Source organism: Enterobacter cloacae, from assembly GCF_011078175.1.
In the GTDB taxonomy this organism is placed as follows: domain Bacteria; phylum Pseudomonadota; class Gammaproteobacteria; order Enterobacterales; family Enterobacteriaceae; genus Enterobacter; species Enterobacter cloacae_Q.
Genome location: NZ_JAALCJ010000004.1, coordinates 261,317 through 286,577 on the forward strand (window position 1 = coordinate 261,317; position 25,261 = coordinate 286,577).

Genomic DNA, 25,261 nt, shown 5'->3' on the forward strand with positions numbered 1-25,261 from the left:
GGGAGAAGCGATGATGCGCGTACTGGTTGTTGAGGATAACGCATTGCTACGTCATCACCTGAAAGTTCAACTTCAGGAGATGGGTCATCAGGTGGACGATGCTGAAGACGCAAAAGAGGCCGATTATTATCTCAATGAACACCTCCCGGACATCGCCATTGTCGATTTAGGGCTGCCAGATGAAGATGGATTGTCCCTAATCCGCCGCTGGCGTAGCCATGACGTTTCTCTGCCGGTACTGGTATTGACTGCTCGTGAAGGCTGGCAGGATAAGGTTGAAGTCCTGAGCGCTGGCGCGGATGACTACGTGACCAAACCCTTCCACATTGAAGAGGTCGCCGCACGTATGCAGGCGCTGCTGCGCCGCAACAGCGGGCTGGCGTCACAGGTTATCTCTCTGCCGCCGTTCCAGGTGGATCTCTCTCGCCGCGAATTTTCAATTAATGGTGAAACGATCAAGCTAACCGCATTCGAATACACCATCATGGAGACGCTGATCCGTAACAACGGTAAAGTGGTGAGCAAAGATTCCCTGATGCTCCAGCTCTATCCGGATGCCGAGCTGCGCGAAAGCCACACCATTGACGTGCTGATGGGCCGCCTGCGTAAGAAAATTCAGGCGCAGTATCCGCACGACGTGATTATCACGGTTCGTGGTCAGGGCTACCTGTTCGAATTACGCTAAATGAAAGGAATTTTGCGCCATATTTTGCCCCTTTCGCTGCGGGTTCGCTTTTTGCTGGCAACCGCCGCCGTCGTGCTGGTGCTGTCACTCTCTTACGGGATGGTGGCGCTGGTCGGGTATAGCGTGAGTTTCGATAAAACCACCTTCCGCCTGCTTCGCGGCGAAAGTAACCTGTTTTATACCCTGGCGAAGTGGGAGAACAACCGGATCACCGTCGAGATGCCGGAAAATCTTAACCAGCAAAGCCCGACGCTGGCGCTGATCTACGATGAAAAAGGAAAACTACTCTGGGCCCAGCGCGATGTCCCCTGGCTGAAAAAGCGCATCCGTCCAGAATGGCTGAAAACCAACGGTTTTCATGAAATAGAAGCCGACCTCAACTCCACCAGCAGCCTGCTGCGTGACGATCGCGCCTTACAGATCAAACTTAATGAGATCCGTGCCGAGGATGACGATACGGAAATGACCCACTCGGTCGCGATTAATCTCTATCCCGCCACGCTACACATGCCGCAGTTAACCATTGTGGTGATCGATACCATACCTGTTGAGCTGAAACGCTCGTATATGGTCTGGAACTGGTTCGTGTATGTTCTGGCGGCCAATCTCTTGCTGGTGATCCCGCTTCTGTGGGTCGCAGCGTGGTGGAGCCTTCGACCGATCGAATCCCTTGCCAAAGAGGTGCGCGAGCTGGAGGAACATCACCGCGAGAAGCTAAACCCGGAGACCACGCGTGAACTGACCAGCCTGGTGCGCAACCTCAACCGACTGCTGAAAAGTGAACGTGAACGCTACGACAAGTATCGCACGACGCTCACCGACCTGACGCACAGTCTGAAAACCCCGCTGGCCGTGATGCAAAGTACCCTGCGTTCCATGCGCAGTTCGAAAATGACCGTAGATGACGCCGAGCCGGTGATGCTGGAGCAAATCAGCCGGATCTCACAGCAAATTGGCTATTACCTGCACCGCGCAAGCATGCGTTCCGGTAGCGCCCTGTTGAGCCGTGAACTGCACCCGGTAGCCCCGCTGCTGGATAACCTCACCTCTGCGCTGAACAAGGTTTACCAGCGTAAAGGGGTCAACATCAGTCTGGATATCTCACCGGAAATTAGCTTTGTTGGCGAGAAGAATGACTTTATGGAAGTAATGGGAAACCTGCTCGATAACGCCTGCAAATATTGTCTGGAGTTTGTCGAGGTGTCCGCGCGGGTGACGGATAACGAACTGCATATTATCGTTGAGGATGATGGTCCTGGCATTCCCCGTAATAAACGCGAAGTGGTGTTCGATCGCGGCCAGCGCGCCGATACGCTGCGGCCGGGACAGGGCGTCGGATTATCCGTCGCCAGGGAAATTGTCGATCAGTACGAGGGCAAGATTGAAACCGGTGAAAGTTTGCTGGGCGGTGCCCGTATGGAAGTCATTTTTGGCCGCCAGCAGCCCGTATTGAACGATAGTTAACCCGAAATGTGAAAAATACGCGGATCTCGCAGCCAGGGGTCGGGGCTTCCGTTATAATCCGTCTCAGTAAGAGCCTGCGGAATACAAAAATATGGATTATCAATTAACGCTTAACTGGCCCGAATTTATTGAACGTTACTGGCAAAAACGCCCGGTCGTTCTTAAACGCGGGATCAGCAATTTTATCGACCCTATCTCACCTGACGAACTCGCTGGTCTGGCGATGGAAAACGAGGTAGACAGCCGTCTGGTGAGCCACCAGGACGGGAAATGGCAGGTCAGTCACGGTCCCTTTGAGAGCTACGATCACCTGGGTGAAAGCAACTGGTCTTTACTGGTGCAGGCGGTCAACAACTGGCACGAACCCACCGCAGCTTTGATGCGTCCGTTCCGCGCCCTGCCAGACTGGCGAATGGACGATCTGATGATCTCCTTCTCGGTTCCCGGTGGCGGCGTGGGTCCGCATCTGGATCAGTACGACGTATTTATCATTCAGGGTACCGGTCGCCGTCGCTGGCGCGTGGGCGAAAAAGTGCCAATGAAGCAGCACTGCCCGCACCCGGACTTGCTCCAGGTTGATCCGTTTGAAGGGATCATTGATGAAGAGCTGGAGCCAGGCGACATTCTTTATATCCCGCCGGGCTTCCCGCATGAAGGTTATTCCCTGGAGAACTCGCTGAACTATTCGGTCGGTTTCCGCGCACCAAGCGGGCGCGAGATGATCAGCGGATTTGCTGACTATGTTTTACAGCGCGAGCTGGGCAGCTACCGTTACAGCGATCCGGACGTTCCGGCGCGTGAGCATCCGGCGGATATTCTGCCAGAGGAGCTGGATAAGCTGCGCGGTATGATGCTGGATCTGATCGGCGAACCGGAGCACTTCAGACAATGGTTTGGCGAGTTTATCAGCCAGTCGCGTCACGAGCTGGACGTCGCACCGCCAGAGCCGCCGTATCAGGCAGATGAAATTTATGATGCGCTCCAGCAGGGCGATAAGCTGGTTCGTCTGGGCGGATTACGCGTACTGCGCATTGGCGAAGAGGTATTCGTTAACGGCGAGCGCCTGGACTCTCCGCACCGCCCGGCGCTGGAGGCGATTGCCAGCCATATGGTGCTGACTGCGGATACCTTTGGTGACGCGCTGGACGATCCCTCCTTCCTCGCCATGCTGGCCGCGCTGGTAAATAGTGGGTACTGGTTTTTTGAGGACTGAGCCGCTTTAATGCCCGGTGACGCTGCGCTTACTGGGCCTACGATCGAAATGTAGGCCGGGTAAGGCGTAGCCGCCACCCGGCATAAAACATTACCGCTTCGCGGTTAACTCCGCTATCCGCACGATCACCTGCACCGCTTTCTCCATTCCTTCCAGCGTCACGAACTCATGCTTACCGTGGTAATTATATCCACCGGTAAACAGGTTCGGGCACGGCAGACCCATAAACGACAGCTGCGAACCATCGGTTCCACCCCGGATCGGCTTCATCACCGGCTCGATGTCACAATCGCGCATCGCCTGCCGGGCGATATCCAGAATGTGCGGATGCTCCACCACCTTTTCGCGCATATTGTAATAGCTGTCTTCGATGATGAGCTCAATATAGCAATCCGGATGCAGCCCCTTGCCGACCTTTTTGGCGATCTCCATCATCTTACGTTTGCGCGCTTCAAAGGCTTTACGGTCAAAATCGCGAACGATATAGTGCATCTGTGCACTGTCCACGGTCCCCTTGATGCTGGTCAGATGATAAAAACCCTCATACCCTTCCGTCATCTCCGGGCTCTCTTCTGCTGGCACTTCGGCATGAATACGGGCGGCCAGCGACAGGGCATTCACCATCACCCCTTTTGCAGAGCCGGGATGCACGTTATTCCCGACGATTTTGATCGTCACCGATGCCGCATTAAAGTTTTCATACTCCAGTTCACCCACGCCGCCGCCGTCAACGGTGTAGGCCCACTGAGCGTTAAACGCCTCAACGTCAAAGTGTTTCGCGCCCTTACCCACCTCTTCATCCGGCGTGAAGGCGACGCGGATATCGCCGTGCGGGATATTTTTGCCCTTCAGCACCGCCAGTGCCGTCATGATTTCGGCGATACCCGCTTTGTCATCGGCGCCCAGCAGAGTTTTGCCATCGGTGGTAATTAACGTCTGTCCCAGCAGCTGGTGCAGCACCGGGAACATCACCGGCGACAGCACTTCGTCGCCAATGCCCAGCGCGATATCACCGCCGCGGTAGTTTTCAACAATCTGCGGATTAACGTGTTTACCGCTAAAATCAGGTGAGGTATCGACATGAGAAATAAAGCCAATCGCCGGGATATCACCCTCAACGTTGGCCGGCAGCGTTCCCATCACGGTACCTTTTTCGCTCAGCGTGACGTTGACCAGCCCCATGGCCTCAAGCTGCTCTTTCAGCAGGTTGAGCAGCTTCCACTGGCCTTCGGTGCTTGGCACCTGTCGGACCCCCGGTTTAGATTGGGTATCCAGCGAAACGTAATGTAAAAAACGCTCAAGTAGTTTATCCATGCAGTCACCCTCACTTTTTGTGACAACATTATCAGTAAGCAGCAAAACGCAAATATTGCGTCAGGTCACTTTTATCCCGCAAACGAGAACTTTTTACGTTTAAATCGTTCTGCGTTAATAAATGTAGCTTATGAATAAGTGAGAAGGATTGGCGATTCAATGGGTTTGCCGTAGAATGTCCGCCCTCATTACGAGTCACCAAGGTGGTTACACACAAACCCCGCTTCAGTCTGCTGTCTGAGGCGTCTATATGGGACAGCGCGAAAATTGAATACACAACCCCGTTCCCTTTCACCGCTGGTGCAACTGGAACGAATTCGTAAAAGTTTTGATGGCAAAGACGTCATTTCCGACCTGAATCTGACCATCAATGACGGTGAGTTTCTCACGCTGCTTGGCCCCTCCGGCTGCGGCAAAACCACCGTCCTGCGCCTTATCGCCGGGCTGGAAAGCGTCGATAACGGCCGCATCCATCTTGAGAACCAGGACATTACCCAGGTTCCTGCCGAAGATCGCCACGTCAATACCGTCTTTCAGAGCTATGCCCTGTTCCCGCACATGACCGTGTTTGAGAACGTGGCGTTTGGCCTGCGGATGCAAAAAACAGCGGCCAGCGAGATCCCGCCCCGCGTCACCGAAGCCCTGCGCATGGTGCAGCTGGAAGAGTTTGCCCAGCGAAAGCCGCATCAGCTATCCGGCGGACAGCAGCAGCGCGTGGCCATTGCCCGCGCCGTGGTCAACAAACCGCGCCTGCTCCTGCTTGATGAATCCCTTTCCGCGCTGGACTACAAGCTGCGCAAGCAGATGCAGAATGAGCTGAAAGCGCTTCAGCGTAAGCTCGGCATAACGTTCGTGTTTGTCACGCACGATCAGGAAGAAGCCCTGACCATGTCGGACCGTATCGTGGTGATGCGCGACGGCAAGATTGAGCAGGACGGCACGCCGCGTGAAATTTACGAAGAGCCGAAAAACCTGTTCGTCGCCAGCTTCATTGGTGAAATCAATATTTTCAACGCCACGGTGATTGAGCGTCTGGACGAGCAGCGCGTGCGCGCCAACGTGGAAGGTCGCGAATGCAACATCACGGTGAACTTTGCCGTGGAAAAGGGACAAAGACTCAACGTCCTGCTGCGTCCGGAAGATCTCCGCGTCGATGAGATCCACGACACGGCTGACGTCGAAGGTCTGATCGGTTACGTTCGCGAACGCAACTATAAAGGCATGACCCTCGAATCCGTGGTCGAACTGGAAAACGGCAAAATGGTGATGGTCAGCGAGTTCTTCAACGAGGACGATCCGGACTTCGACCACTCGCTGGATCAGAAGATGGTCATCAACTGGGTAGAAAGCTGGGAGGTTGTACTGGCTGATGAAGAACACAAGTAAGTTCCAGAATGTGGTGATTGCCACGATCGTCGGTTGGCTTGTGTTATTTGTCTTTCTACCCAACCTGATGATCATCGTAACCAGTTTCCTGACCCGCGACGATGCGAATTTCGTCGCGATGGTCTTTACGCTGGACAACTACGCGCGCCTGCTCGATCCGCTCTACTTTGACGTACTGCTGCACTCGCTCAATATGGCGCTGATTGCCACCGTGGCCTGTCTGGTGTTGGGGTATCCGTTCGCGTGGTTCCTGGCTCGCCTGCCGCAAAAAGTGCGTCCGCTGCTGCTGTTTTTACTGATTGTGCCATTCTGGACCAACTCGTTAATCCGCATCTACGGGCTGAAAATCTTCCTCAGCACCAAAGGTTATCTGAACGAGTTCCTGCTGTGGCTGGGGATTATCGATACGCCGATCCGCATTATGTTCACCCCGAGCGCGGTGATCGTCGGCCTGGTCTATATCCTGCTGCCGTTTATGGTGATGCCGCTCTACTCCAGCATTGAAAAGCTTGATAAACCACTGCTTGAAGCCGCGAGAGACCTGGGGGCCAGCAGGCTGCAAACCTTTATCCGCATCATTATTCCACTGACCATGCCGGGCATTATCGCCGGCTGTCTGCTGGTCATGCTGCCTGCGATGGGGCTGTTCTACGTATCGGACCTGATGGGCGGGGCGAAAAACCTGCTGATCGGTAACGTGATTAAGAGCCAGTTCCTGAACATTCGCGACTGGCCGTTCGGCTCGGCCACCAGCATAACGCTGACGGTGGTGATGGGACTGATGCTGCTGGTTTACTGGCGTGCCTCACGCCTGCTGAATAAGAAGGTGGAGCTGGAATGATCGGTCGACTGCTTCGCGGCGGTTTTATGACCGCCATTTATGCGTATCTTTATATTCCGATAATCATTTTGATCGTGAACTCATTTAACAGCTCACGCTTCGGGATCAACTGGCAAGGGTTTACCACCAAATGGTATGGCCTGCTGATGAACAATGACAGCCTGCTACAGGCCGCTCAGCACTCGTTGACGATGGCAGTGTTCTCTGCAACCTTCGCGACGCTGATTGGCTCGCTGACCGCCGTGGCGCTGTACCGCTACCGTTTCCGCGGTAAACCGTTCGTCAGCGGCATGCTGTTTGTGGTGATGATGTCCCCGGATATCGTCATGGCCATTTCACTGCTGGTGCTGTTTATGCTGTTGGGCGTCCAGCTCGGTTTCTGGTCGCTGCTGTTTTCGCATATCACCTTCTGCCTGCCGTTTGTGGTGGTGACCGTTTACGCACGTCTAAAAGGGTTCGACGTGCGCATGCTGGAAGCGGCGAAAGATCTGGGTGCCAGCGAGATGACTATTCTGCGCAAAATCATTCTGCCGCTGGCGATGCCCGCCGTGGCAGCCGGATGGCTACTCAGTTTTACCCTGTCGATGGACGACGTGGTCGTCTCCTCCTTCGTCACCGGGCCGAGCTATGAAATTCTGCCGTTGAAGATCTACTCAATGGTTAAAGTCGGTGTTTCACCCGAAGTGAACGCGCTGGCGACTATTCTGTTGGTGTTGTCGTTGGTTCTGGTGATTGCCAGCCAGGTTATTGCTCGTGATAAAACAAAATCTCAGGGGACACAGAAATGAAAAAAATGCTTGCCGCTGCGGCACTGGTACTCGGAATGGGTACCGCGCATGCTGATGACAGCAAAACGCTCTATTTCTACAACTGGACCGAGTATGTGCCGCCGGGCCTGCTTGAGCAGTTCACCAAAGAGACGGGCATCAAGGTTATCTATTCCACCTACGAGTCGAATGAAACCATGTACGCCAAGCTTAAAACCTACAAAGATGGCGCGTATGACCTGGTCGTGCCGTCGACCTATTTCGTCGACAAAATGCGTAAAGAGGGCATGATCCAGAAGATCGATAAAACGAAGCTAACCAATTTCAGTAACCTCGATCCTGAAATGCTCAACAAGCCGTTCGACCCGAACAACGACTATTCTATTCCATACATCTGGGGCGCGACGGCAATTGGCGTCAACAGCGACGCCATCGATCCAAAAACGGTTTCATCCTGGGCGGACCTGTGGAAGCCGGAATACAAAAGCAGCCTGCTGTTAACCGACGATGCGCGCGAAGTATTCCAGATTGCGCTGCGTAAACTTGGGCTTTCCGGCAACACCACCGATCCGAAAGAGATCGAAGCGGCGTATAACGAACTGAAAAAGCTGATGCCAAACGTGGCAGCGTTCAACTCGGATAATCCGGCTAACCCGTATATGGAAGGTGAAGTGAATCTGGGGATGGTCTGGAACGGCTCTGCGTTTGTGGCGCGTCAGGCCGGGACGCCGCTGGAGGTGGTCTGGCCGAAAGAAGGCGGCATCTTCTGGATGGACAGCCTCGCGATCCCGGCTAATGCGAAAAACGTCGATGGTGCCCTGAAGCTGATCAATTTCCTGCTGCGCCCGGATGTGGCAAAAGAGGTGGCGGAAACTATCGGCTATCCGACGCCGAATCTGGCCGCACGGAAGCTGTTAAGCCCTGAAGTGGCGAATGATAAATCGCTCTATCCGGACGCTGACACCGTCAGCAAAGGGGAATGGCAGAACGACGTTGGTGACGCGAGCCGCCTGTATGAAGAGTATTACCAGAAGCTAAAAGCAGGCCGTTAATGCATAACGGGCGACGCAGCGTCGCCCGTTAGTCTTACAGCCCCTTCAGGAGTTTATCCACAAAAGCTGGCACCACCTCGCTCGCCAGACCGTAATGCTTCTCTTCAAACTCACTGCCGACCTGGCTAGGCTCCAGATTGAGTTCCACCGTATGGGCACCTTGCAGTCTCGCTTCGTGAACAAATCCCGCCGCCGGATAGACATGTCCTGAGGTGCCGATGGCGATAAAGATGTCCGCCATGGCCAGGGCACTGTAGATCTCATCCATTCCCAGCGGCATTTCCCCGAACCAGACCACATGCGGACGCAGACGTGAAGGAAACTGGCAGCAATGGCAGCGGTCTTCGTCCAGCACGTCCTCTTTCCAGTCCAGCACCTGACCACTCCATGCGCACCGCACCTTGAGCAGTTCGCCGTGCATGTGAATGATGTTGTGATTACCGGCCCTTTCGTGAAGATTGTCGATGTTCTGCGTGACCAGCAGAAAACGATCTCCCAGCGCTTCCTCCAGCTTTGCCAGCGCCAGGTGCGCCGCATTCGGCGCGATCGCCGGCTGCTGAAGCTGGCGACGGCGGGCGTTGTAGAACGCCTGCACCAGCGCCGGGTCGCGGGCGAAACCTTCCGGCGTCGCCACATCTTCAACCCGGTGTTCTTCCCACAGTCCGTCCGCTGCGCGGAAGGTCTGAATACCGGATTCGGCGGAGATCCCCGCCCCGGTCAACACCACCACTCTGGGTTTATCCATCGCTTCTGGCATCATCCTGTCTCTGAAAAAGATCCGCTGACGCAGACGTTCACGTAAGCGGCGTTTATTTTTGCGAAAACGGCTGAGTCGACCCTGGCGACGCGACAGCATAGTAACCTCGTAAACTAATCCGTGAGATGAAGGAATGCGGCTCCACGCATGCCTCCAGCGTCCCCGTGCCGCGCACGCTCAATGCGCGGCACGCGGGCGACCGGCAATAAATGTCGGGGCAGACGCCCGGACAGCTGTTCCGTAATCGCGGTGAAGTTTGACAGCCCTCCCCCAATCACCAGAAGATCAGGGTCGACGATGGTCAGGATATTCCCCAGACACACCGCCAGCAAATCAAGATAGCGCTCGACGTGCTCACGCGCCTGCGCGTCTCCCTGCTCCCACAGCGTAATGATTTGAGGGGCCTCAAGTTTCTGATGATAGAAGTGTTCATAAAGCCATGCAAACCCGCGGCCTGAAAGGTAACTCTCAATACAGCCGTGCTGACCACACCCGCAGCGGATCAACGGGAAATCACGTCCGACGACATCCAGCGCATCCACCGGCAGACGGATATGACCAAATTCGCCGGTAATGTAGCTGCGCCCGGTAATGGGCTTACCGTTATTGACTATCCCGCCCCCCACACCGGTTCCGAGGATCAGCCCCATCACCAGCGGATAGCGACGAAACTCGTCGTCCCAGGCTTCTGAAAGAGCAAAACAGTTGGCATCGTTGTCTAAGCGTACGTCGCGCTCAAGGAGAGCAGAGAGATCGGTACGGAGCGGTTTGCCGCTGGCGGCAGGTACGTTGGCGGCATACAGCGTACCGTCGTCGGTTTCGGGCATACCTGGAATACCGATGCCAACGCTGCCTTTGACGCCAAACCGTTCATCCGCTTGCGCCACCAGCGCGGCGATGGCGGTTAAAAAATCATCGTAGCTTTCGCGCGGCGTGGGTACGCGGGTTTCCCATTGTAGCTTAAGGTCTTTATCGAACACGCCGAGCGCAATCTTGGTGCCGCCAATATCAAATCCGTAATACATGATGCATTCCTCTGTTTGATCTAGCGGCCAGGAGACCGCTAAACCATGACGAAATTACTGGCCACTTAATACCCTCGCCGGATCAATTCGGCTCGCGCGACGCGCCGGATACCAGCTTGCCAGCAGACTCAGTAAAAGTGCTGTAACCAGCACATAAATAACGTCCAGCCAGTGCAGTTCAGACGGCAGGAAGTCAATAAAATAGATATCGCCAGACAGGAACTGATGGCCGATAAGCGCTTCAATCCCGTTGATAATCGGCGTCAGCTGAAGGGAAACCACCACGCCGATTGCCACGCCGCAAAGGCTACCAAACAGCCCTGCCAGCAAACCGTACCAGACGAAGATAGCGCGAATAAGCCCGTCTTTCGCTCCTAAGGTACGCAACACGGCAATGTCGCCGCTCTTATCCTTAACGGCCATCACCAGCGTCGAGACAATATTAAAGCACGCCACCCCAATCACCAGCACCATCGCGAGATACATAATCGCGCGGATCATCTGGATATCACGGTACATATAACCATAAGTGCCGATCCAGCTTTTGATGTAGACATAATTATTGGTCACGCTGCCGGCGTCACGCACCAGTTTATTGGCGTTGAAGACGTCGTTAACCTTGATGGCAATGCCCGTCACGCTGTCGCTCATATCCAGATACTGACGCGCATCTTCCAGCGGCACCATCGCGAAGCTGTGATCAAGCTGGCCGCTTAGCTGCAAAATACCGGTGACGTGCAGACGTACGCGCTTAGGCTGCTGCAATTTGTGATCGGCGCTGGCGTTCGGGATCATGATCGATACCCAGTCGCCCTGCTTCACCTTCAGCGCATCGGCAACGCCTTTGCCCATAATGATCTGCTGCTCGCCGGCCTTAAAGTTTGTCCATGCGCCATTCTGCACATAGCGCGGTAGCGCGCTAAGACGCTCCTCCTGGCGAGGATTTACCCCTTTCACCTGTATGGCGCGCAGGTTTACCCCACTCTCCACCAGCCCGGTAAAATTGATGTACGGTGCAGCCGCCGCAATGCCGGGCACGTTTTCCACTTTGTTAAGGGCATCACGCCAGTTGGACCACGGCTGATTAACTGGCTCGATTTCACCGTGGGGTACAACGGCCAGAATGCGGTTATTCAGTTCACGCTCAAAGCCGTTCATGGCGCTCAGGCCAACGATCAACACCGCCACGCCCAGGGCGATACCGACGGTGGAGATCACTGAGATAAGCGATACCATCCCGCTCCGGCGACGACCGCGACTAAAGCGTAACCCGATGAGTAACGATAACGGTGAAGCCATTACTCCGCTCCCATCAGCGTCAGTTCTGCATTCAGACGACCGTCGCGCATTTCCAGCTGGCGTCCCATCCGTTTAGCCAGTTGCAAATCGTGGGTGACCACCAGAAACGCCGTACCCTGCGCGGCGTTCAGTTCGCCGAGCAGCTGGAAAATGCTATCTGCGTTACGCGCATCGAGGTTGCCTGTCGGTTCATCCGCCAGCACCAGACGCGGGTTGTTGACCAGCGCACGAGCGATGGCCACACGCTGACGCTCGCCGCCGGAAAGCTCAGACGGACGGTGATTACCGCGATGACCCAGCCCTACCGCTTTGAGCATGTCGCTGGCGCGGGCAGTAATTTCTGCGGGTTTCTTTTTACCAATCATCAGCGGCATCGCCACGTTTTCCAGCGCCGTGAAGTCCGGCAACAGATGGTGGAACTGATAGATAAAGCCCAGCTCACGGTTACGCAGCTCGGCCTTCGCCGTAGACGACATTTTACTCAGCGGCTGCCCGGAGAAGATCACATCGCCTTCGGTTGGCGTGTCCAGCCCGCCAAGCAGGTGCAGCAGCGTACTTTTACCGGAGCCGGAGCTGCCAACAATCGCCATCATCTCGCCTTCGCCTACGCTAAAACTCACATTGTGCAACACGTCGGTCTGCACAGTGCCTTCCTGATAGCGTTTGGACAGGTTGTCGCACTGCAACAGGATCTTATTCATAACGTAAAGCCTCAGCGGGTTGAGTGGCGGCAGCCCGCCAGGAAGGATAAAGCGTAGAAAGCAGCGCAATGGCCATTGCGGCCAGCGCAATACCGACCACCTGGAGCGGCTCGATAGCCACCGGCAGCGCCGCGCCATCAAGCAGCGCGCCGATGATCGGCATGAGATTGTTGAGCTGGCTGGCGAGCAGCGCACCCAGCGCCGCCCCGAGCAGCGCGCCGATGATGCCCGCGCTGGCGCCCTGAACCATAAATACCGCCATGATCTGGCGCGGGGTCAGCCCCTGGGTTTGCAGAATGGCGACTTCGCCTTGCTTCTCCATCACCATGAGCCCGAGCGAGGTGATGATATTAAATGCGGCAACGGCCACGATCAGGCTCAGCAGCAGCCCCATCATATTTTTCTCCATGCGCACGGCCTGGAACAGCTCCCCTTTCCGGTCGCGCCAGTCCTGCCATTTCGTCCCTTCCGGTAGCGTCTGCTGGCTAAGGGTATCCACCTTCAGCGGCGCATCGAGCCACAGACGCCAGCCGGTAATATTTCCCGCCGGGTAGCGCATCAGGCGCGAGGCGTCCTGAATGTTCACCAGCATCTGGTAACCATCGACTTCGCTGTTCGCCGCAAACGTGCCAATCACGTTGAACAGACGCTGGCTTGGCAGGCGCCCCATCGGCGTAAACTGACTGGCTGAAGGCACCATCACGCGCAGCTGATCGCCACGGTTGACCCCGAGCTGCCCGGCAAGCTGCTCGCCGAGGATGACGTTGTATTTACCCGCTTCCAGATCGGTTTGTTTTACGTTGACCAGGAACGGCGTCAGCGGGTCTTTTTGCGCCGGATCGATACCCAGCATTACCCCGACCGCCACGCTGCGGGCGCTTTGCAGCACCACGTCGCCCGTCGTGAGCGGCGCAACGCGCGTGACACCCTGTAACTTCACGGCGCTTTCCGGCAGCTGTTGCGGGTTAACGGAACCGTGAGTGGAAGAGAGAACGGCCTGCGGCATCAGCCCCAGGATGTTGTTTTGCAGCTCGCGCTCGAAGCCGTTCATAACGGAAAGTACCGTCACCAGTGCCATCACGCCGAGCGTAATGCCAATAGTCGAAAGCCAGGAGACAAAGCGACCGAAGCGGTCCGCGGCGCGCCCACGCATGTAACGTAAGCCTATAAAGAGTGCGACAGGTTGATACATGAAATCCGTCTGTTTGCTGATAGCAGACCCACGAGTATATAAGCGAATCCGTTAAGCGTAAATGACTGAAACCGTAAGATTCGGTAATCATTTTTCCGAAAAATTCAGATAAATCATCATGCTACTGACTTAACTTCCACCAGACAGCCTCCACCTTTTCCGAAAATCGTCCTGATACAGACTGTTACCCGTTACATCAGGGTTTCATTTTACAACAATCGACCTTTCGTTTATGGCAACAAGGTCGTCACGCACAATGAAACAAAAAGCATTATGGATTAACCAGATAAAAGGTCTTTGCATCTGCCTGGTGGTGATTTACCACTCGGTGATCACCTTTTATCCTCACCTGGACGGGCTACAGCATCCGTTATCGGGCCTTCTCGCCAAATGCTGGGTCTACTTTAACCTTTACCTCGCCCCGTTTCGTATGCCGGTGTTTTTCTTTATTTCTGGCTATTTGATCCGTCGATATATTGACGAGGTAAACTGGCGCACCTGCCTCGACAAGCGGATCTGGAGCATTGTCTGGGTGCTGGCCCTGTGGGGCGTGCTGCAATGGCAGGCGCTGACCCATCTGAATGTCTGGCTAGCCCCCGAGCGAGAGCTGGCGACATCATCCAACGCGGCTTACGCCGATTCTGTTTCAGGATTTGTACTGGGGATGGTCACGGCAAGCACCAGCCTGTGGTATTTGTACGCATTGGTGGTCTACTTTACGCTCTGTAAACTGCTGAGCCGCTGGAAACTACCGATGCTGGGACTTCTGGCGCTGGCAAGCATCGCCATTAACTTCCTGCCGTTACCGTGGTGGGGAATGAACAGCGTGGTGCGCAACATGATCTACTACAGCCTCGGCGCGTGGTACGGTGCGCAGTTGATGACGTGGATGAAAGGGATGAATCTGCGCCGTAGCTGGATGGTACTTATTGCCTCTGGTGCGGTGTCGGTGGTGCTGTGGTTCGCTAACGTCCCTCTGCCGCTCTCTCTACTGTCAATCGTGATCATCATGAAACTTTTTTACAGCGTCGAGCAGCGTTATGCCGTTCATCCCAATAACCTGCTGAACGTCATCGGTTCAAACACCATCGCGATTTATACCACCCACCGCATTTTAATCGAGGCGTTTAGCCTGATCCTGATCCGCGAAATGAATGCGGCGTACTGGCCGATCTGGGCGGAGTTAACGCTGATTCTGGTCTATCCGTTTATCAGTCTGTTCGTCTGTACGCTGGTTGGGCTGGGGGCTCGTAAGCTCTCGACCGCCCTCTTTGGCGATCTTTTCTTCTCCCCTCCCGCTCGGCTTTCGCCCGTGCCCGTGCCCCGCTAACTAACCCCTGTCCCATACGGACTACAAAATAAGGCCTGCACAGACGGCTCCCTCTCCCTGTGGGAGAGGGCTGGAGTGAGGGGAACATACAGCCGTGGAGCTCGTTCCGTTCACCTTATGTTCCTTGCTATTCTGTAACGGCACGAGCGGTGAACGTGCCAGGGTGGCTTAGTCGCCACCACCCTGGCAACCCGGGCTCCCGGCGGTAAATCGTCGCTTCGCGATACCCTCGGCTAATTCCTTCCGGCTATCGGGTCGGGCATAAGCCTGCATTCATGCAGGCTACGCCTCAGCGATTTACAGCCGGACCAGGGCATCGCTGAAAGCCCTCAGTTAGTCTGAAGACAACTTTATTGCTTATGCTTCCAAATTACTGAGGAACCCTTTCCCCATCCGGGGGCACTTTCCCTCTTGTGCGGTTACGATTTGCTTATGCATAACGATCGAGGATAATAAAGACATTGCGTATCAGTGATATGCCCCAATACTGTTGGTATATCCCCAAGAGACTCTGACATAGCCATGCCTGAACACTATCGTTACTCCTTGCCTGTCAAAGCGGGCGACCAGCGCCAGCTCGGCGAACTCACGGGCGCGGCCTGCGCCACGCTGGTAGCGGAAATTGCTGAACGGCATCCCGGGCCGGTGGTGCTGGTTGCCCCGGACATGCAAAACGCCCTGCGCCTGCACGACGAGATTCGTCAGTTCACCGACAGTCTTGTATTCAGCCTGGCCGACTGGGAAACGCTTCCCTACGACAGTTTCTCTCCGCACCAGGAGATTATCTCCTCGCGCCTGTCGACACTGTATCAGCTCCCCACCATGCAGCGCGGCGTACTGATTGTGCCGGTGAATACCCTGATGCAGCGCGTCTGCCCCCACAGCTATCTGCACGGCCATGCGCTGGTGATGAAAAAAGGCCAGCGCCTGTCGCGCGATGCCCTGCGCGTACAGCTGGACGGAGCCGGGTATCGGCATGTCGACCAGGTGATGGAGCACGGCGAATACGCGACGCGCGGTGCGCTGCTTGATCTTTATCCGATGGGCAGCGACCAGCCGTACCGTCTGGATTTCTTCGATGATGAGATCGACAGCCTGCGCGTGTTCGACGCCGACACCCAGCGCACGCTGGAGGAAGTAGACTCCATTAACCTGCTGCCCGCCCATGAATTCCCGACGGATAAAACCGCCATCGAACTGTTCCGTAGCCAGTGGCGCGACCGGTTCGACGTGAAGCGCGATGCTGAACATATTTACCAGCAGGTCAGCAAAGGCACCCTCCCCGCCGGGATCGAATACTGGCAACCCCTGTTCTTTAACGAACCGCTGCCAGCACTGTTCAGCTACTTCCCGGCGAATACGCTGATTGTGAATACGGGGGATATCGACGCCAGCGCCAGCCGCTTTGAAAGCGAAACGCGTGCCCGCTTTGAAAACCGGGGCGTTGACCCGATGCGCCCGCTGCTCCCACCGGAAATGCTGTGGCTGCGTACCGACGAACTCAATGCCGAGCTGAAACGCTGGCCGCGCATGCAGCTCAAAACCGACTCGCTTGCCGCTAAGGCGGCGAACACCAATCTCGCGTTCCGGACGCTGCCAGACCTGGCCGTCCAGGCGCAGCAGAAATCCCCACTGGATAATCTGCGCAAATTCCTTGAGGCCTTTACCGGGCCGGTGGTGTTCTCCGTTGAGAGTGAAGGCCGCCGTGAAGCGCTGGGCGAACTGCTGGGGCGGATCAAAGTCGCGCCGAAGCGCATTCTTCGTCTGAGCGAAGCGACCGGAAATGGCCGTTACCTGATGATCGGCGCCGCCGAGCATGGATTCATTGATACGCTCAATAACCTGGCGTTAATTTGTGAAAGCGACCTGCTGGGCGAGCGCGTCGCGCGTCGTCGTCAGGACAGCCGTCGCACCATCAACCCGGACACCCTGATCCGCAACCTGGCCGAACTGCACCCCGGTCAGCCGATCGTTCACCTGGAACACGGCGTGGGTCGCTATCAGGGGATGACCACCCTCGAAGCAGGCGGCATCAAAGGTGAATATCTGATGCTGACCTACGCCAACGACGCCAAACTGTACGTGCCGGTGTCGTCCCTGCACCTGATCAGCCGCTACGCCGGAGGCGCGGAAGACAACGCGCCGCTGCATAAGCTGGGCGGCGATGCCTGGGCGCGCGCGCGTCAGAAGGCGGCGGAGAAAGTGCGCGACGTGGCGGCCGAGCTGCTGGACATTTACGCCCAGCGTGCGGCCAAAGAGGGCTATGCGTTTAAGCATGATAAAGAGCAGTACCAGCTGTTCTGCGACAGCTTCCCGTTTGAAACCACGCCGGATCAGGCCCAGGCCATCAACGCCGTGCTGAGCGATATGTGTCAGCCGCTGGCCATGGACCGCTTAGTCTGCGGCGACGTTGGCTTCGGCAAAACCGAAGTGGCGATGCGCGCCGCCTTCCTTGCGGTCGAAAACAACAAGCAGGTGGCGGTGCTGGTGCCGACCACCCTGCTCGCCCAGCAGCACTTCGACAACTTCCGCGACCGTTTCGCCAACTGGCCGGTGCGCATTGAGATGCTGTCACGTTTTCGCAGCGCCAAAGAGCAGACGCAGATCCTCGAACAGGCAAGCGAAGGCAAAATTGACATTCTGATCGGCACTCACAAGCTGCTGCAAAGCGACGTGAAGTGGAAAGATCTGGGATTGTTGATTGTCGACGAGGAGCACCGCTTCGGGGTGCGCCACAAAGAACGCATTAAAGCGATGCGCGCCGATGTGGACATTCTGACCCTGACCGCCACGCCGATCCCGCGCACCCTGAACATGGCGATGAGCGGCATGCGCGATCTGTCGATTATTGCCACTCCTCCGGCGCGCCGTCTGGCGGTGAAAACCTTTGTTCGCGAGTACGATAATCTGGTGGTGCGCGAGGCGATCCTGCGCGAAGTGCTGCGCGGCGGCCAGGTGTATTACCTGTATAACGACGTTGAAAACATTCAAAAAGCCGCCGACAGGCTGGCAGAGCTGGTACCGGAAGCGCGTATCGCCATTGGTCACGGACAGATGCGCGAGCGCGAGCTGGAGCGGGTGATGAACGATTTCCACCACCAGCGTTTCAACGTGCTGGTATGTACCACCATCATTGAAACCGGGATCGACATTCCGACGGCGAACACCATCATCATCGAACGCGCGGATCACTTCGGCCTGGCCCAGCTGCACCAGCTGCGCGGGCGCGTCGGGCGTTCACACCATCAGGCCTACGCCTGGCTGCTGACGCCGCATCCGAAGGCGATGACCACCGACGCGCAAAAGCGTCTGGAAGCGATCGCCTCGCTGGAAGATCTGGGCGCTGGCTTTGCGCTGGCGACCCACGATCTGGAGATCCGCGGCGCCGGTGAGCTGCTCGGTGAAGACCAGAGCGGCTCCATGGAAACCATCGGTTTCTCGCTGTATATGGAGCTGCTGGAAAATGCCGTCGACGCGCTTAAAGCCGGACGTGAACCGTCTCTGGAAGATCTCACCAGCCAGCAGACCGAAGTGGAGCTGCGCATGCCTTCCCTGCTGCCGGATGATTTTATTCCAGACGTGAATACCCGTCTGTCGTTCTACAAACGCATTGCCAGCGCGAAAAGCGAAGGCGAGCTGGAAGAGATCAAAGTCGAACTGATTGACCGTTTTGGGATATTGCCCGATGCGGCGCGCAACCTGCTGGATATTGCCCGACTGCGTCAGCAGGCGCAGAAGCTGGGCATCCGCAAGCTTGAAGGCAATGAGAAAGGCGGCGTTATTGAGTTTGCCGAGAAGAATCACGTCGACCCGATGTGGCTAATTGGCCTGCTGCAAAAACAGCCGCAGCATTTCCGTCTTGATGGCCCGACGCGCCTGAAATTTACTCAGGATCTGACGGAACGTAAAACCCGCATGGACTGGGTGCGTAACTTTATGCGTCAGCTGGAAGAGAACGCCATCGCATAACGGATCCCCCCGTCAGCATCAGGCTGGCGGGGGGATAATTTACAAACTCTTTGCACTTCGCCCGATCTTCCCAACCAGACATTCGCCATAATCATCATTAACGCCTTATAAAACAATAACCTTATCATTTGCATGGATTATGATAATGATGACCTCTTCGCGTTTTACACGCTGGCTCACTCTGTTTGCGCTGGCCGCAACGGTTGCCGTCGCGCTCCCTGCTCGCGCCAATACCTGGCCTCTTCCGCCTGCCGGCAGCAACGTCGTAGGTGAAAACCGCTTTCACGTGGTTGAAAACGATGGCGGCTCGCTGGAAGCGATTGCCAAAAAATATAACGTCGGATTCCTGGCGCTGTTGCAGGCCAATCCGGGCGTAGATCCGTATGTGCCCCGGGCGGGCAGCGTACTGACGATTCCGCTGCAAACCATCCTGCCGGACGCGCCGCGACAGGGCATTGTAATTAACCTCGCCGAGCTGCGTCTGTATTACTACCCGCCGGGCAAGAACGAAGTGACCGTCTACCCTATCGGTATTGGTCAACTTGGGGGCGATACGCTCACGCCTACCATGGTCACCACCGTCTCTGATAAGCGCGCTAATCCTACCTGGACCCCGACGGCAAACATTCGCGCCCGTTATAAAGCTCAAGGCATCGACCTGCCTGCCGTGGTGCCTGCTGGCCCGGACAACCCGATGGGGCACCATGCAATTCGCCTCGCGGCATACGGTGGGGTTTATCTTCTGCACGGAACGAATGCGGATTTCGGGATCGGGATGCGCGTCAGCTCCGGCTGCATTCGCCTTCGCGATGACGATATTAAAACGCTTTACCGCGAAATCTCCCCTGGCACGAAGGTGAATATCATCAATACGCCGATTAAAGTGTCCGAGGAGCCGGGTGGCGTCCGTCTGGTTGAGATCCACCAGCCGCTATCGAAAAACATCAATGACGATCCGCAGACGCTGCCAATTAATCTGAATGCCTCTATGGTGAGCTTTAAAACGAATGCCAACACCGATGGCGCGGTAATGGAGCGGGCGATGGACGCGCGCTCGGGGATGCCAACCGACGTCACGCGGCATCATGAGGTTGCTCAGCAGTCAATGTAAAGCAGTGATAACGACAAACGCCCTGCATCAGCAGGGCGTTTTTTATTGCAGTGGCATAACGGAGGGTTGCGTTACGCTTATTTGTAGATAACTGCGGTACCGTGCAGGGTGTTAGGACCGGTCACAGAGGTGATGCGGAATGATTTCGCACCCATTTCGTCAGCTTTTTGCGCCAGCTGATCTTCCAGAGAGCCCAGGTTAGTCCCGGCAGTGGCAGAGATGGTACCGACTTTCTGCTGGTCTGCTGGCGTGGATTGCACTTCAACAGCAGCGAAGCTTGCGAAAGAGAGTGAACTCAGAACGGCGGCAGCGATGAGGGTTTTAACGTTTTTCATGATTTTATACCTTTAGGCAGATGATGTAGTGGTCGTTAGTTATTTAGTTAACGATCGATAGGTAAATGATAGGTGTGATCCAGGTCACACGTCAACCCATTTTTATAATGACCGTTAAAATAATTTCATTTGCCTTATAATTCATAAAGATAAAATTAAATTATTTTTCAGAAATCACCGCTGGTCGTGGCAGACGTTTATTTTTATAATGACTATTCAACAAAACAACAGAGGACCAACGGCACATGACAACCGATGTCACGCGTTGCGCAAAGAAAAGCCGTGGCCGACCAAAAGTGTTCGACAGGGATGCGGCGCTCGATAAGGCCATGACGCTCTTCTGGCAGCATGGGTATGAAGCCACGTCGCTTTCCGATCTCGTGGAAGCCACGGGCGCGAAAGCCCCTACCCTATACGCAGAGTTCACCAACAAAGAAGGCTTATTCCGGGCCGTTCTGGACAGATACATCTCGCGCTTCGCAGCAAAACATGAAGCCCAGCTGTTCTGTGAAGAAAAAACGGTTGAGCAGGCATTGCAGGATTATTTCACGGCAACCGCGACCTGCTATACCAGCAAGGACACGCCTGCGGGCTGTTTTATGATCAACACCTCCGCGACCCTCGCGGCATCGTCTAAAGAGATTGCCAACACGGTTAAATCGCGGCATGCGATGCAGGAGGAGACGCTCAGCACGTTTCTGACCCAGCGTCAGCAGCGCGGCGAAATCCCGGCGCATTGCCGTCCGCAGGAGCTGGCCCAGTATCTGAGCTGTATTTTACAGGGGATGTCCATCAGCGCGCGTGAAGGCGCGACGCTTGATAAATTGCAGGGGATTACGCAAACCACGCTGCGCCTGTGGCCTGAACTTCTTAAACTCTGACGCAAAAAAAAGCTCCTCAGCCTGAGCGCATGAGGAGCCAAGTTCAGAGAACATCTTTTTTACACTTTGTTATTCAGTATCAGCTGACCATTGCTGTCGAGAGGGATCTGCGTACCAGGATCTTTATCCATGCGGATTTTGCCCTGCTGATCGCCAATTTTGTAGGTTACGTCGTAGCCCAACATTTTTTCAGACTTGTCATACACGGTTTTACACCGCTGCTGCGTTGTGGTGTAGGTATCATTTTCCTGCATCGCGCCCTGCACTTGGTTACCGGCATAACCGCCACCCAGCGCACCAACCACCGTCGCGACATCCTTACCACGGCCACCGCCAAACTGATGACCAATCACCCCACCGGCAACCGCGCCCAGCACGGAGCCAGCGATACGGTTTTCATCCTGAACCGGGCGACGATGGGTGACAGAAACATTACGGCACTCCTGACGAGGCGTCTTGACCGTCTCTTTGATCGGCGTAGCGGAAACCACCTGCGCATACTGCGGGCCACGATCAAGTACGTTCAGACTGGCAACGGCAGCCACACCTAACGCAGCTGCGACGCCAATCCCTATACCCGCCAACATTGATTTATTCACGGGACTTCCTCCTTTGTTGCAATTGGTAGCAATTTTGCAGCGCAATATACGCTCCGCCAATAAGATAAAGGATCAAAACCAGCGTTGTTGGCCGGGACAACGTGGGTTTAAGAGAACTCTTAAGCGTCAGGAGGGAAATGCACAGCATGATGTGCTAAGAATTCCCTCCGGAGGGCCCGGAGGGAGAGAGACGTTAGTGCAGCTTCAGGCGTGGACGGATCACGCGGTTGATGCGGCCAACCAGCATCATCAGGCCGGTTTTGAAGTAGCCGTGTAGCGCAATCTGGTGCATACGGTACAGAGAAATGTAGACGAAGCGGGCGATGCGCCCTTCCACCATCATGGAGCCGCGCATCAGGTTACCCATCAGGCTGCCTACGGTGGAGAAGTTTGAGAGCGACACCAGAGAGCCATGGTCTTTGTAGACATAGGCTTTCATCGGTTTGCCTTTCATCTGCGCCAGGATGTTATGCAGCACGAGGCTTGCCATCTGGTGCGCGGCCTGAGCGCGAGGCGGTACAAATCCGCCTTCCGGACGTGCGCAGGAGGCACAGTCGCCAATGGCGAAGATGTCCGGATCGCGCGTGGTTTGCAGCGTCGGCTCTGTCACCAGCTGGTTAATGCGGTTTGTCTCCAGCCCACCGATATCTTTCATGAAATCAGGCGCTTTGATCCCCGCAGCCCAGACCATCAGGTCGGCCTGGATATATTCGCCGTCTTTGGTATGCAGGCCGCCCTCATCCGCGCTGGTCACCATGGTCTGGGTCAGCACGCGCACGCCCAGTTTGGTCAGCTCGTTGTGCGCCGCGCCGGAAATACGCGGCGGCAGCGCAGGCAGAATGCGTTCACCTGCTTCCACCAGCGTCACATTCAGCGCTTCGTTAGTCAGCCCTTTATAGCCGTAGCTGTGCAGCTGTTTGACCGCATTGTGCAACTCCGCCGATAATTCAACGCCCGTCGCGCCGCCGCCCACGATAGCAATATTAACCTTGCCGTTAGCACCCATGTTATTGGTGTACTTCAGGAACAGGTTAAGCATCTCCTGATGGAAACGCCGCGCCTGATGCGGGTTATCCAGGAAGATGCAGTGCTCCTTCACGCCAGGGGTGTTGAAATCATTGGAGGTACTGCCCAGAGCCATCACCAGCGTGTCATAGGCCAGCTTGCGCTCAGGAACCAGCAACTCGCCTTTATCGTCACGCAGCTCAGCCAGCGTGATGGTTTTGTTTTCACGATTGATGTCCACTACCGAACCCAGCTGGAACTGGAAGTGGTGGTTACGCGCATGCGCCAGATAGCTCAGCGCATCCACGCCCTCATCCAGCGACCCGGTCGCCACTTCGTGCAGCAGCGGCTTCCACAGGTGGCTATGGTTACGATCCACCAGCGTGATTTTGGCTTTCTTACCGCGACCCAGCTTCTTACCCAGCTGTGTCGCCAGCTCCAGTCCGCCAGCACCACCGCCGACAATCACTATCTTTTTCAATGGCGTAGTCAACGTGACCCCCTCAAATTATTAACCAATTGTTAATTAAAAGTTATATAAATAACCCTTAATTAACAACAGGTTACTGCGCTGAAACCATTCAGATTCATTGAGAATAGCACGTCAGGCGCATTGGTCATACCAAAATTGATATGTATCAAGTTTTGATGGTTTAAAAGTAGACAACTCTGACAAAAAAGAGGCCCGGTACGCTTTCACGTACCGGGCCTTTAGCAGGTTCAGGGAGATCAGCCCAGCGTTTTAAAGGCTTTAATACGCTGCAAGTGCGGGGAGATGTTTTTGAACTTGTGGGTCTGCTCTTCGTCCCAGACAATTTCGTAGTAATGGTGCAGAAGCTCGGCGGCGCGGGAGCTGTTTAGCGCTTCATCGTTGCGGGAGAGGATCACCAGACACCGGTCGCGATTCTTTTCACGGAAATTGCTCACGCATTTGGTTGCAATGTCGGCGTACTCCTCCGGGCGATCGATTTTGCCTTCCATGTTTTCGTTCGGAAACAGGTTAGGATTAAAGATGACCTGACGGATATCGCACAAAAAACCGATGCGCTCTGCCCAGTATCCCCCTAACCCCACGCCGCAGATCAGCGGGCGATCGTCGATATTGAGCTGCAACATTTTGTCCACTTCTTTAAGCAGATGCTGCATGTCATGTTTCGGATGACGCGTGCTGTAACTGATCAGCCGGACATCCGGATCGATAAACTGCAATTGCAGCACTTTCTCATGATTACCAGGACTGTTTGAGTCAAAACCGTGTAAATAAATGATCATCGTCTCACCACGCTACGCCTTCCGGGATGAATTAAAGGGCTGCTTTATGTGCCTGCCAGCGCTCGTTCAGGGCTTCAAGCCGGGCGTTTACCGTTTTCCAGCGCGCCGAGTCCATCAGCTCCTGACGACTAAATGAACCTTTATGATACAATTGTGTAACACGTTCAGCATTGATCGGCGACAGGTTATCCAGCACGCTCACCGCCCCTTTACGATTATTGCAGACGAGGATCATATCGCAACCCGCATCCAGCGAAGCCTGCCCACGTTCGGCATAGCTTCCCATAATCGCCGCCCCTTCCATGGATAAATCGTCAGAGAAAATTACGCCATTGAAGCCTAACTCCTGACGCAGCACGGTTTTCAGCCAGTGTGGAGAGCCGCTGGCCGGACGCGGATCGACCTCACTGTAAATGACGTGCGCAGGCATGATGGCGTCCAGCTTGTTATCAGCGATCAGCGAGCGGAATACCGACATGTCTTTCGCGCGAATGTCTGCTTCCGGGCGCGGGTCGCGCGGGGTTTCTTTATGGGAATCCGCCGTTACCGCCCCGTGGCCCGGGAAATGTTTGCCGGTGGTTTTCATGCCCGCAGCGTGCATACCGTCAATAAAGCGCGTCGCCATTGCCAGCGCGATGCGCGGATCGTCATGATAAGAACGCTCACCAATTGCCGCGCTAATGTGTCCTACGTCCAGCACCGGGGCGAAGCTGATGTCGATATCCATGGCGATCATCTCGCTGGCCATCAGCCAGCCGGCGTCCTGCGCCAGTTGACCGCCCTCTTCAGTACCCAGCAGCGCAGCAAAAGATTGCGCGGCGGGTAAACGGGTAAACCCTTCGCGGAAACGCTGCACGCGTCCACCTTCCTGGTCTACGGCCACCACCAGGTGATTGCGCGACGCCGCGCGGATCTGGCGAACCAGCTCACGCAACTGCTCCGGATCATGATAGTTGCGGGTGAAAAGAATCAGTCCCCCTACCAGCGGATGCGCCAGAATTTCGCGCTCTTCCGCATCCAGCTCAAACCCTTCAACATCCAACATTACTGGACCCACACCAAC

General features: G+C 55.6%; 22 protein-coding genes. 11 read left to right on the forward strand and 11 right to left on the reverse strand.

The genetic code is table 11. From position 1 onward, the window contains the following. The first annotated feature begins 13 nt into the window (after positions 1–13). From phoP to G6Q29_RS10965, 3 genes are all read left to right on the forward strand, one after another. Positions 14–685, forward strand: coding sequence for a two-component system response regulator PhoP (gene phoP / locus G6Q29_RS10955; RefSeq protein WP_165465768.1), 672 nt, complete (start codon positions 14–16; stop codon positions 683–685). Continuing rightward, complete coding sequence (gene phoQ / locus G6Q29_RS10960) at positions 686–2,149, forward strand: two-component system sensor histidine kinase PhoQ (protein ID WP_165465624.1); 1,464 nt, start codon at positions 686–688, stop codon at positions 2,147–2,149. A 91-nt stretch (positions 2,150–2,240) separates the two neighbouring features. Beyond that, on the forward strand, positions 2,241–3,362 hold the full coding sequence (locus tag G6Q29_RS10965) for a JmjC domain-containing protein (protein ID WP_165465625.1): 1,122 nt from the start codon (positions 2,241–2,243) through the stop codon (positions 3,360–3,362). 90 nt (positions 3,363–3,452) lie between these two features. Here the strand turns inward: G6Q29_RS10965 and pepT are convergent, their stop codons facing one another. Continuing rightward, positions 3,453–4,676 carry a peptidase T gene (gene pepT / locus G6Q29_RS10970; RefSeq protein WP_112791731.1) on the reverse strand — a complete coding sequence of 408 codons (1,224 nt, stop codon included), beginning with the start codon at positions 4,674–4,676 and terminating at the stop codon, positions 3,453–3,455. Between the two features lie 237 nt (positions 4,677–4,913). On the opposite strand from pepT, the gene potA reads away from it, so the two are divergent. From potA to potD, 4 genes are read left to right on the forward strand one after another with little or no spacing between them, the layout of a single operon-like run. Further along, on the forward strand, positions 4,914–6,062 hold the full coding sequence (gene potA, locus G6Q29_RS10975) for a spermidine/putrescine ABC transporter ATP-binding protein PotA (protein ID WP_165465769.1): 1,149 nt from the start codon (positions 4,914–4,916) through the stop codon (positions 6,060–6,062). Beyond that, positions 6,046–6,903, forward strand: a complete 858-nt coding sequence (potB, locus tag G6Q29_RS10980; RefSeq protein WP_165465626.1) for a spermidine/putrescine ABC transporter permease PotB — start codon at positions 6,046–6,048, stop codon at positions 6,901–6,903. Before potA ends, potB begins: the two co-directional genes overlap by 17 nt. Then, a complete protein-coding gene (gene potC / locus G6Q29_RS10985; protein WP_015570805.1) occupies positions 6,900–7,691 on the forward strand; it encodes a spermidine/putrescine ABC transporter permease PotC in 792 nt (263 codons plus the stop codon). The genes potB and potC overlap by 4 nt, the downstream gene beginning before the upstream one ends. Beyond that, positions 7,688–8,722: a spermidine/putrescine ABC transporter substrate-binding protein PotD gene (gene potD, locus G6Q29_RS10990; RefSeq protein WP_165465627.1), complete on the forward strand. Its 1,035-nt coding sequence runs from the start codon at positions 7,688–7,690 to the stop codon at positions 8,720–8,722. The genes potC and potD overlap by 4 nt, the downstream gene beginning before the upstream one ends. 34 nt (positions 8,723–8,756) lie before the next feature. Here potD and cobB read toward each other — a convergent pair whose 3' ends face one another. From cobB to lolC, 5 genes are read right to left on the reverse strand one after another with little or no spacing between them, the layout of a single operon-like run. Further along, positions 8,757–9,578: a Sir2 family NAD+-dependent deacetylase gene (cobB, locus tag G6Q29_RS10995; RefSeq protein WP_165465628.1), complete on the reverse strand. Its 822-nt coding sequence runs from the start codon at positions 9,576–9,578 to the stop codon at positions 8,757–8,759. Between the two features lie 14 nt (positions 9,579–9,592). Beyond that, entirely contained in the window at positions 9,593–10,504 is a 912-nt protein-coding gene (gene nagK, locus G6Q29_RS11000) for an N-acetylglucosamine kinase (protein ID WP_165465629.1), read from the reverse strand. A 54-nt stretch (positions 10,505–10,558) separates the two neighbouring features. After that, on the reverse strand, positions 10,559–11,803 hold the full coding sequence (gene lolE, locus G6Q29_RS11005; RefSeq protein WP_165465630.1) for a lipoprotein-releasing ABC transporter permease subunit LolE: 1,245 nt from the start codon (positions 11,801–11,803) through the stop codon (positions 10,559–10,561). Further along, a complete protein-coding gene (lolD, locus tag G6Q29_RS11010) occupies positions 11,803–12,504 on the reverse strand; it encodes a lipoprotein-releasing ABC transporter ATP-binding protein LolD (RefSeq protein WP_165465631.1) in 702 nt (233 codons plus the stop codon). The genes lolE and lolD overlap by 1 nt, the downstream gene beginning before the upstream one ends. Then, positions 12,497–13,696, reverse strand: coding sequence for a lipoprotein-releasing ABC transporter permease subunit LolC (gene lolC, locus G6Q29_RS11015; RefSeq protein WP_006809230.1), 1,200 nt, complete (start codon positions 13,694–13,696; stop codon positions 12,497–12,499). Before lolC ends, lolD begins: the two co-directional genes overlap by 8 nt. 256 nt (positions 13,697–13,952) lie before the next feature. Here lolC and G6Q29_RS11020 point away from each other — a divergent pair, with 256 nt between their 5' ends. The 3 genes from G6Q29_RS11020 (at position 13,953) to ldtC (ending at position 20,106) form a co-directional block, all read left to right on the forward strand. Further along, on the forward strand, positions 13,953–15,026 hold the full coding sequence (locus tag G6Q29_RS11020) for an acyltransferase family protein (protein WP_165465632.1): 1,074 nt from the start codon (positions 13,953–13,955) through the stop codon (positions 15,024–15,026). Positions 15,027–15,548: 522 nt separating this feature from the next. Then, complete coding sequence (gene mfd, locus G6Q29_RS11025; protein WP_165465633.1) at positions 15,549–18,995, forward strand: transcription-repair coupling factor; 3,447 nt, start codon at positions 15,549–15,551, stop codon at positions 18,993–18,995. A gap of 145 nt (positions 18,996–19,140) precedes the next feature. Then, complete coding sequence (gene ldtC, locus G6Q29_RS11030) at positions 19,141–20,106, forward strand: L,D-transpeptidase LdtC (protein ID WP_165465634.1); 966 nt, start codon at positions 19,141–19,143, stop codon at positions 20,104–20,106. 77 nt (positions 20,107–20,183) lie between these two features. Here the strand turns inward: ldtC and bhsA are convergent, their stop codons facing one another. Beyond that, positions 20,184–20,441, reverse strand: a complete 258-nt coding sequence (gene bhsA / locus G6Q29_RS11035; protein ID WP_006809234.1) for a multiple stress resistance protein BhsA — start codon at positions 20,439–20,441, stop codon at positions 20,184–20,186. Between the two features lie 245 nt (positions 20,442–20,686). Here bhsA and G6Q29_RS11040 point away from each other — a divergent pair, with 245 nt between their 5' ends. Beyond that, positions 20,687–21,322, forward strand: coding sequence for a TetR/AcrR family transcriptional regulator (locus G6Q29_RS11040; protein WP_165465635.1), 636 nt, complete (start codon positions 20,687–20,689; stop codon positions 21,320–21,322). A gap of 59 nt (positions 21,323–21,381) precedes the next feature. On the opposite strand, the gene G6Q29_RS11045 is transcribed toward G6Q29_RS11040, so the two are convergent. The 4 genes from G6Q29_RS11045 to nagZ form a co-directional block, all read right to left on the reverse strand. Continuing rightward, positions 21,382–21,921: a glycine zipper 2TM domain-containing protein gene (locus G6Q29_RS11045; RefSeq protein WP_017384715.1), complete on the reverse strand. Its 540-nt coding sequence runs from the start codon at positions 21,919–21,921 to the stop codon at positions 21,382–21,384. A gap of 193 nt (positions 21,922–22,114) precedes the next feature. Further along, positions 22,115–23,419 carry an NAD(P)/FAD-dependent oxidoreductase gene (locus tag G6Q29_RS11050; protein ID WP_017693633.1) on the reverse strand — a complete coding sequence of 435 codons (1,305 nt, stop codon included), beginning with the start codon at positions 23,417–23,419 and terminating at the stop codon, positions 22,115–22,117. Between the two features lie 236 nt (positions 23,420–23,655). Continuing rightward, a complete protein-coding gene (gene ycfP / locus G6Q29_RS11055; RefSeq protein WP_006809239.1) occupies positions 23,656–24,198 on the reverse strand; it encodes an alpha/beta hydrolase YcfP in 543 nt (180 codons plus the stop codon). Positions 24,199–24,229: 31 nt separating this feature from the next. Continuing rightward, positions 24,230–25,255 (reverse strand): beta-N-acetylhexosaminidase, encoded by a 1,026-nt coding sequence (gene nagZ, locus G6Q29_RS11060; protein ID WP_165465636.1) that lies wholly within the window; start codon positions 25,253–25,255, stop codon positions 24,230–24,232. Between the last annotated feature and the right edge of the window lie 6 nt (positions 25,256–25,261).

Coding starts and splice junctions, on each gene's coding strand:
- pepT (WP_112791731.1), bottom strand. CDS start 4,676: ATGGATAAACTACTTGAGCGTTTTTTACATTACGTTTCGCTGGATACC.
- lolC (WP_006809230.1), bottom strand. CDS start 13,696: ATGTATCAACCTGTCGCACTCTTTATAGGCTTACGTTACATGCGTGGG.
- ldtC (WP_165465634.1), top strand. CDS start 19,141: ATGATGACCTCTTCGCGTTTTACACGCTGGCTCACTCTGTTTGCGCTG.
- potC (WP_015570805.1), top strand. CDS start 6,900: ATGATCGGTCGACTGCTTCGCGGCGGTTTTATGACCGCCATTTATGCG.
- phoQ (WP_165465624.1), top strand. CDS start 686: ATGAAAGGAATTTTGCGCCATATTTTGCCCCTTTCGCTGCGGGTTCGC.
- cobB (WP_165465628.1), bottom strand. CDS start 9,578: ATGCTGTCGCGTCGCCAGGGTCGACTCAGCCGTTTTCGCAAAAATAAA.
- nagK (WP_165465629.1), bottom strand. CDS start 10,504: ATGTATTACGGATTTGATATTGGCGGCACCAAGATTGCGCTCGGCGTG.
- ycfP (WP_006809239.1), bottom strand. CDS start 24,198: ATGATCATTTATTTACACGGTTTTGACTCAAACAGTCCTGGTAATCAT.
- mfd (WP_165465633.1), top strand. CDS start 15,549: ATGCCTGAACACTATCGTTACTCCTTGCCTGTCAAAGCGGGCGACCAG.
- G6Q29_RS11040 (WP_165465635.1), top strand. CDS start 20,687: ATGACAACCGATGTCACGCGTTGCGCAAAGAAAAGCCGTGGCCGACCA.
- lolD (WP_165465631.1), bottom strand. CDS start 12,504: ATGAATAAGATCCTGTTGCAGTGCGACAACCTGTCCAAACGCTATCAG.
- lolE (WP_165465630.1), bottom strand. CDS start 11,803: ATGGCTTCACCGTTATCGTTACTCATCGGGTTACGCTTTAGTCGCGGT.
- potD (WP_165465627.1), top strand. CDS start 7,688: ATGAAAAAAATGCTTGCCGCTGCGGCACTGGTACTCGGAATGGGTACC.
- G6Q29_RS10965 (WP_165465625.1), top strand. CDS start 2,241: ATGGATTATCAATTAACGCTTAACTGGCCCGAATTTATTGAACGTTAC.
- bhsA (WP_006809234.1), bottom strand. CDS start 20,441: ATGAAAAACGTTAAAACCCTCATCGCTGCCGCCGTTCTGAGTTCACTC.
- phoP (WP_165465768.1), top strand. CDS start 14: ATGCGCGTACTGGTTGTTGAGGATAACGCATTGCTACGTCATCACCTG.
- G6Q29_RS11020 (WP_165465632.1), top strand. CDS start 13,953: ATGAAACAAAAAGCATTATGGATTAACCAGATAAAAGGTCTTTGCATC.
- potB (WP_165465626.1), top strand. CDS start 6,046: ATGAAGAACACAAGTAAGTTCCAGAATGTGGTGATTGCCACGATCGTC.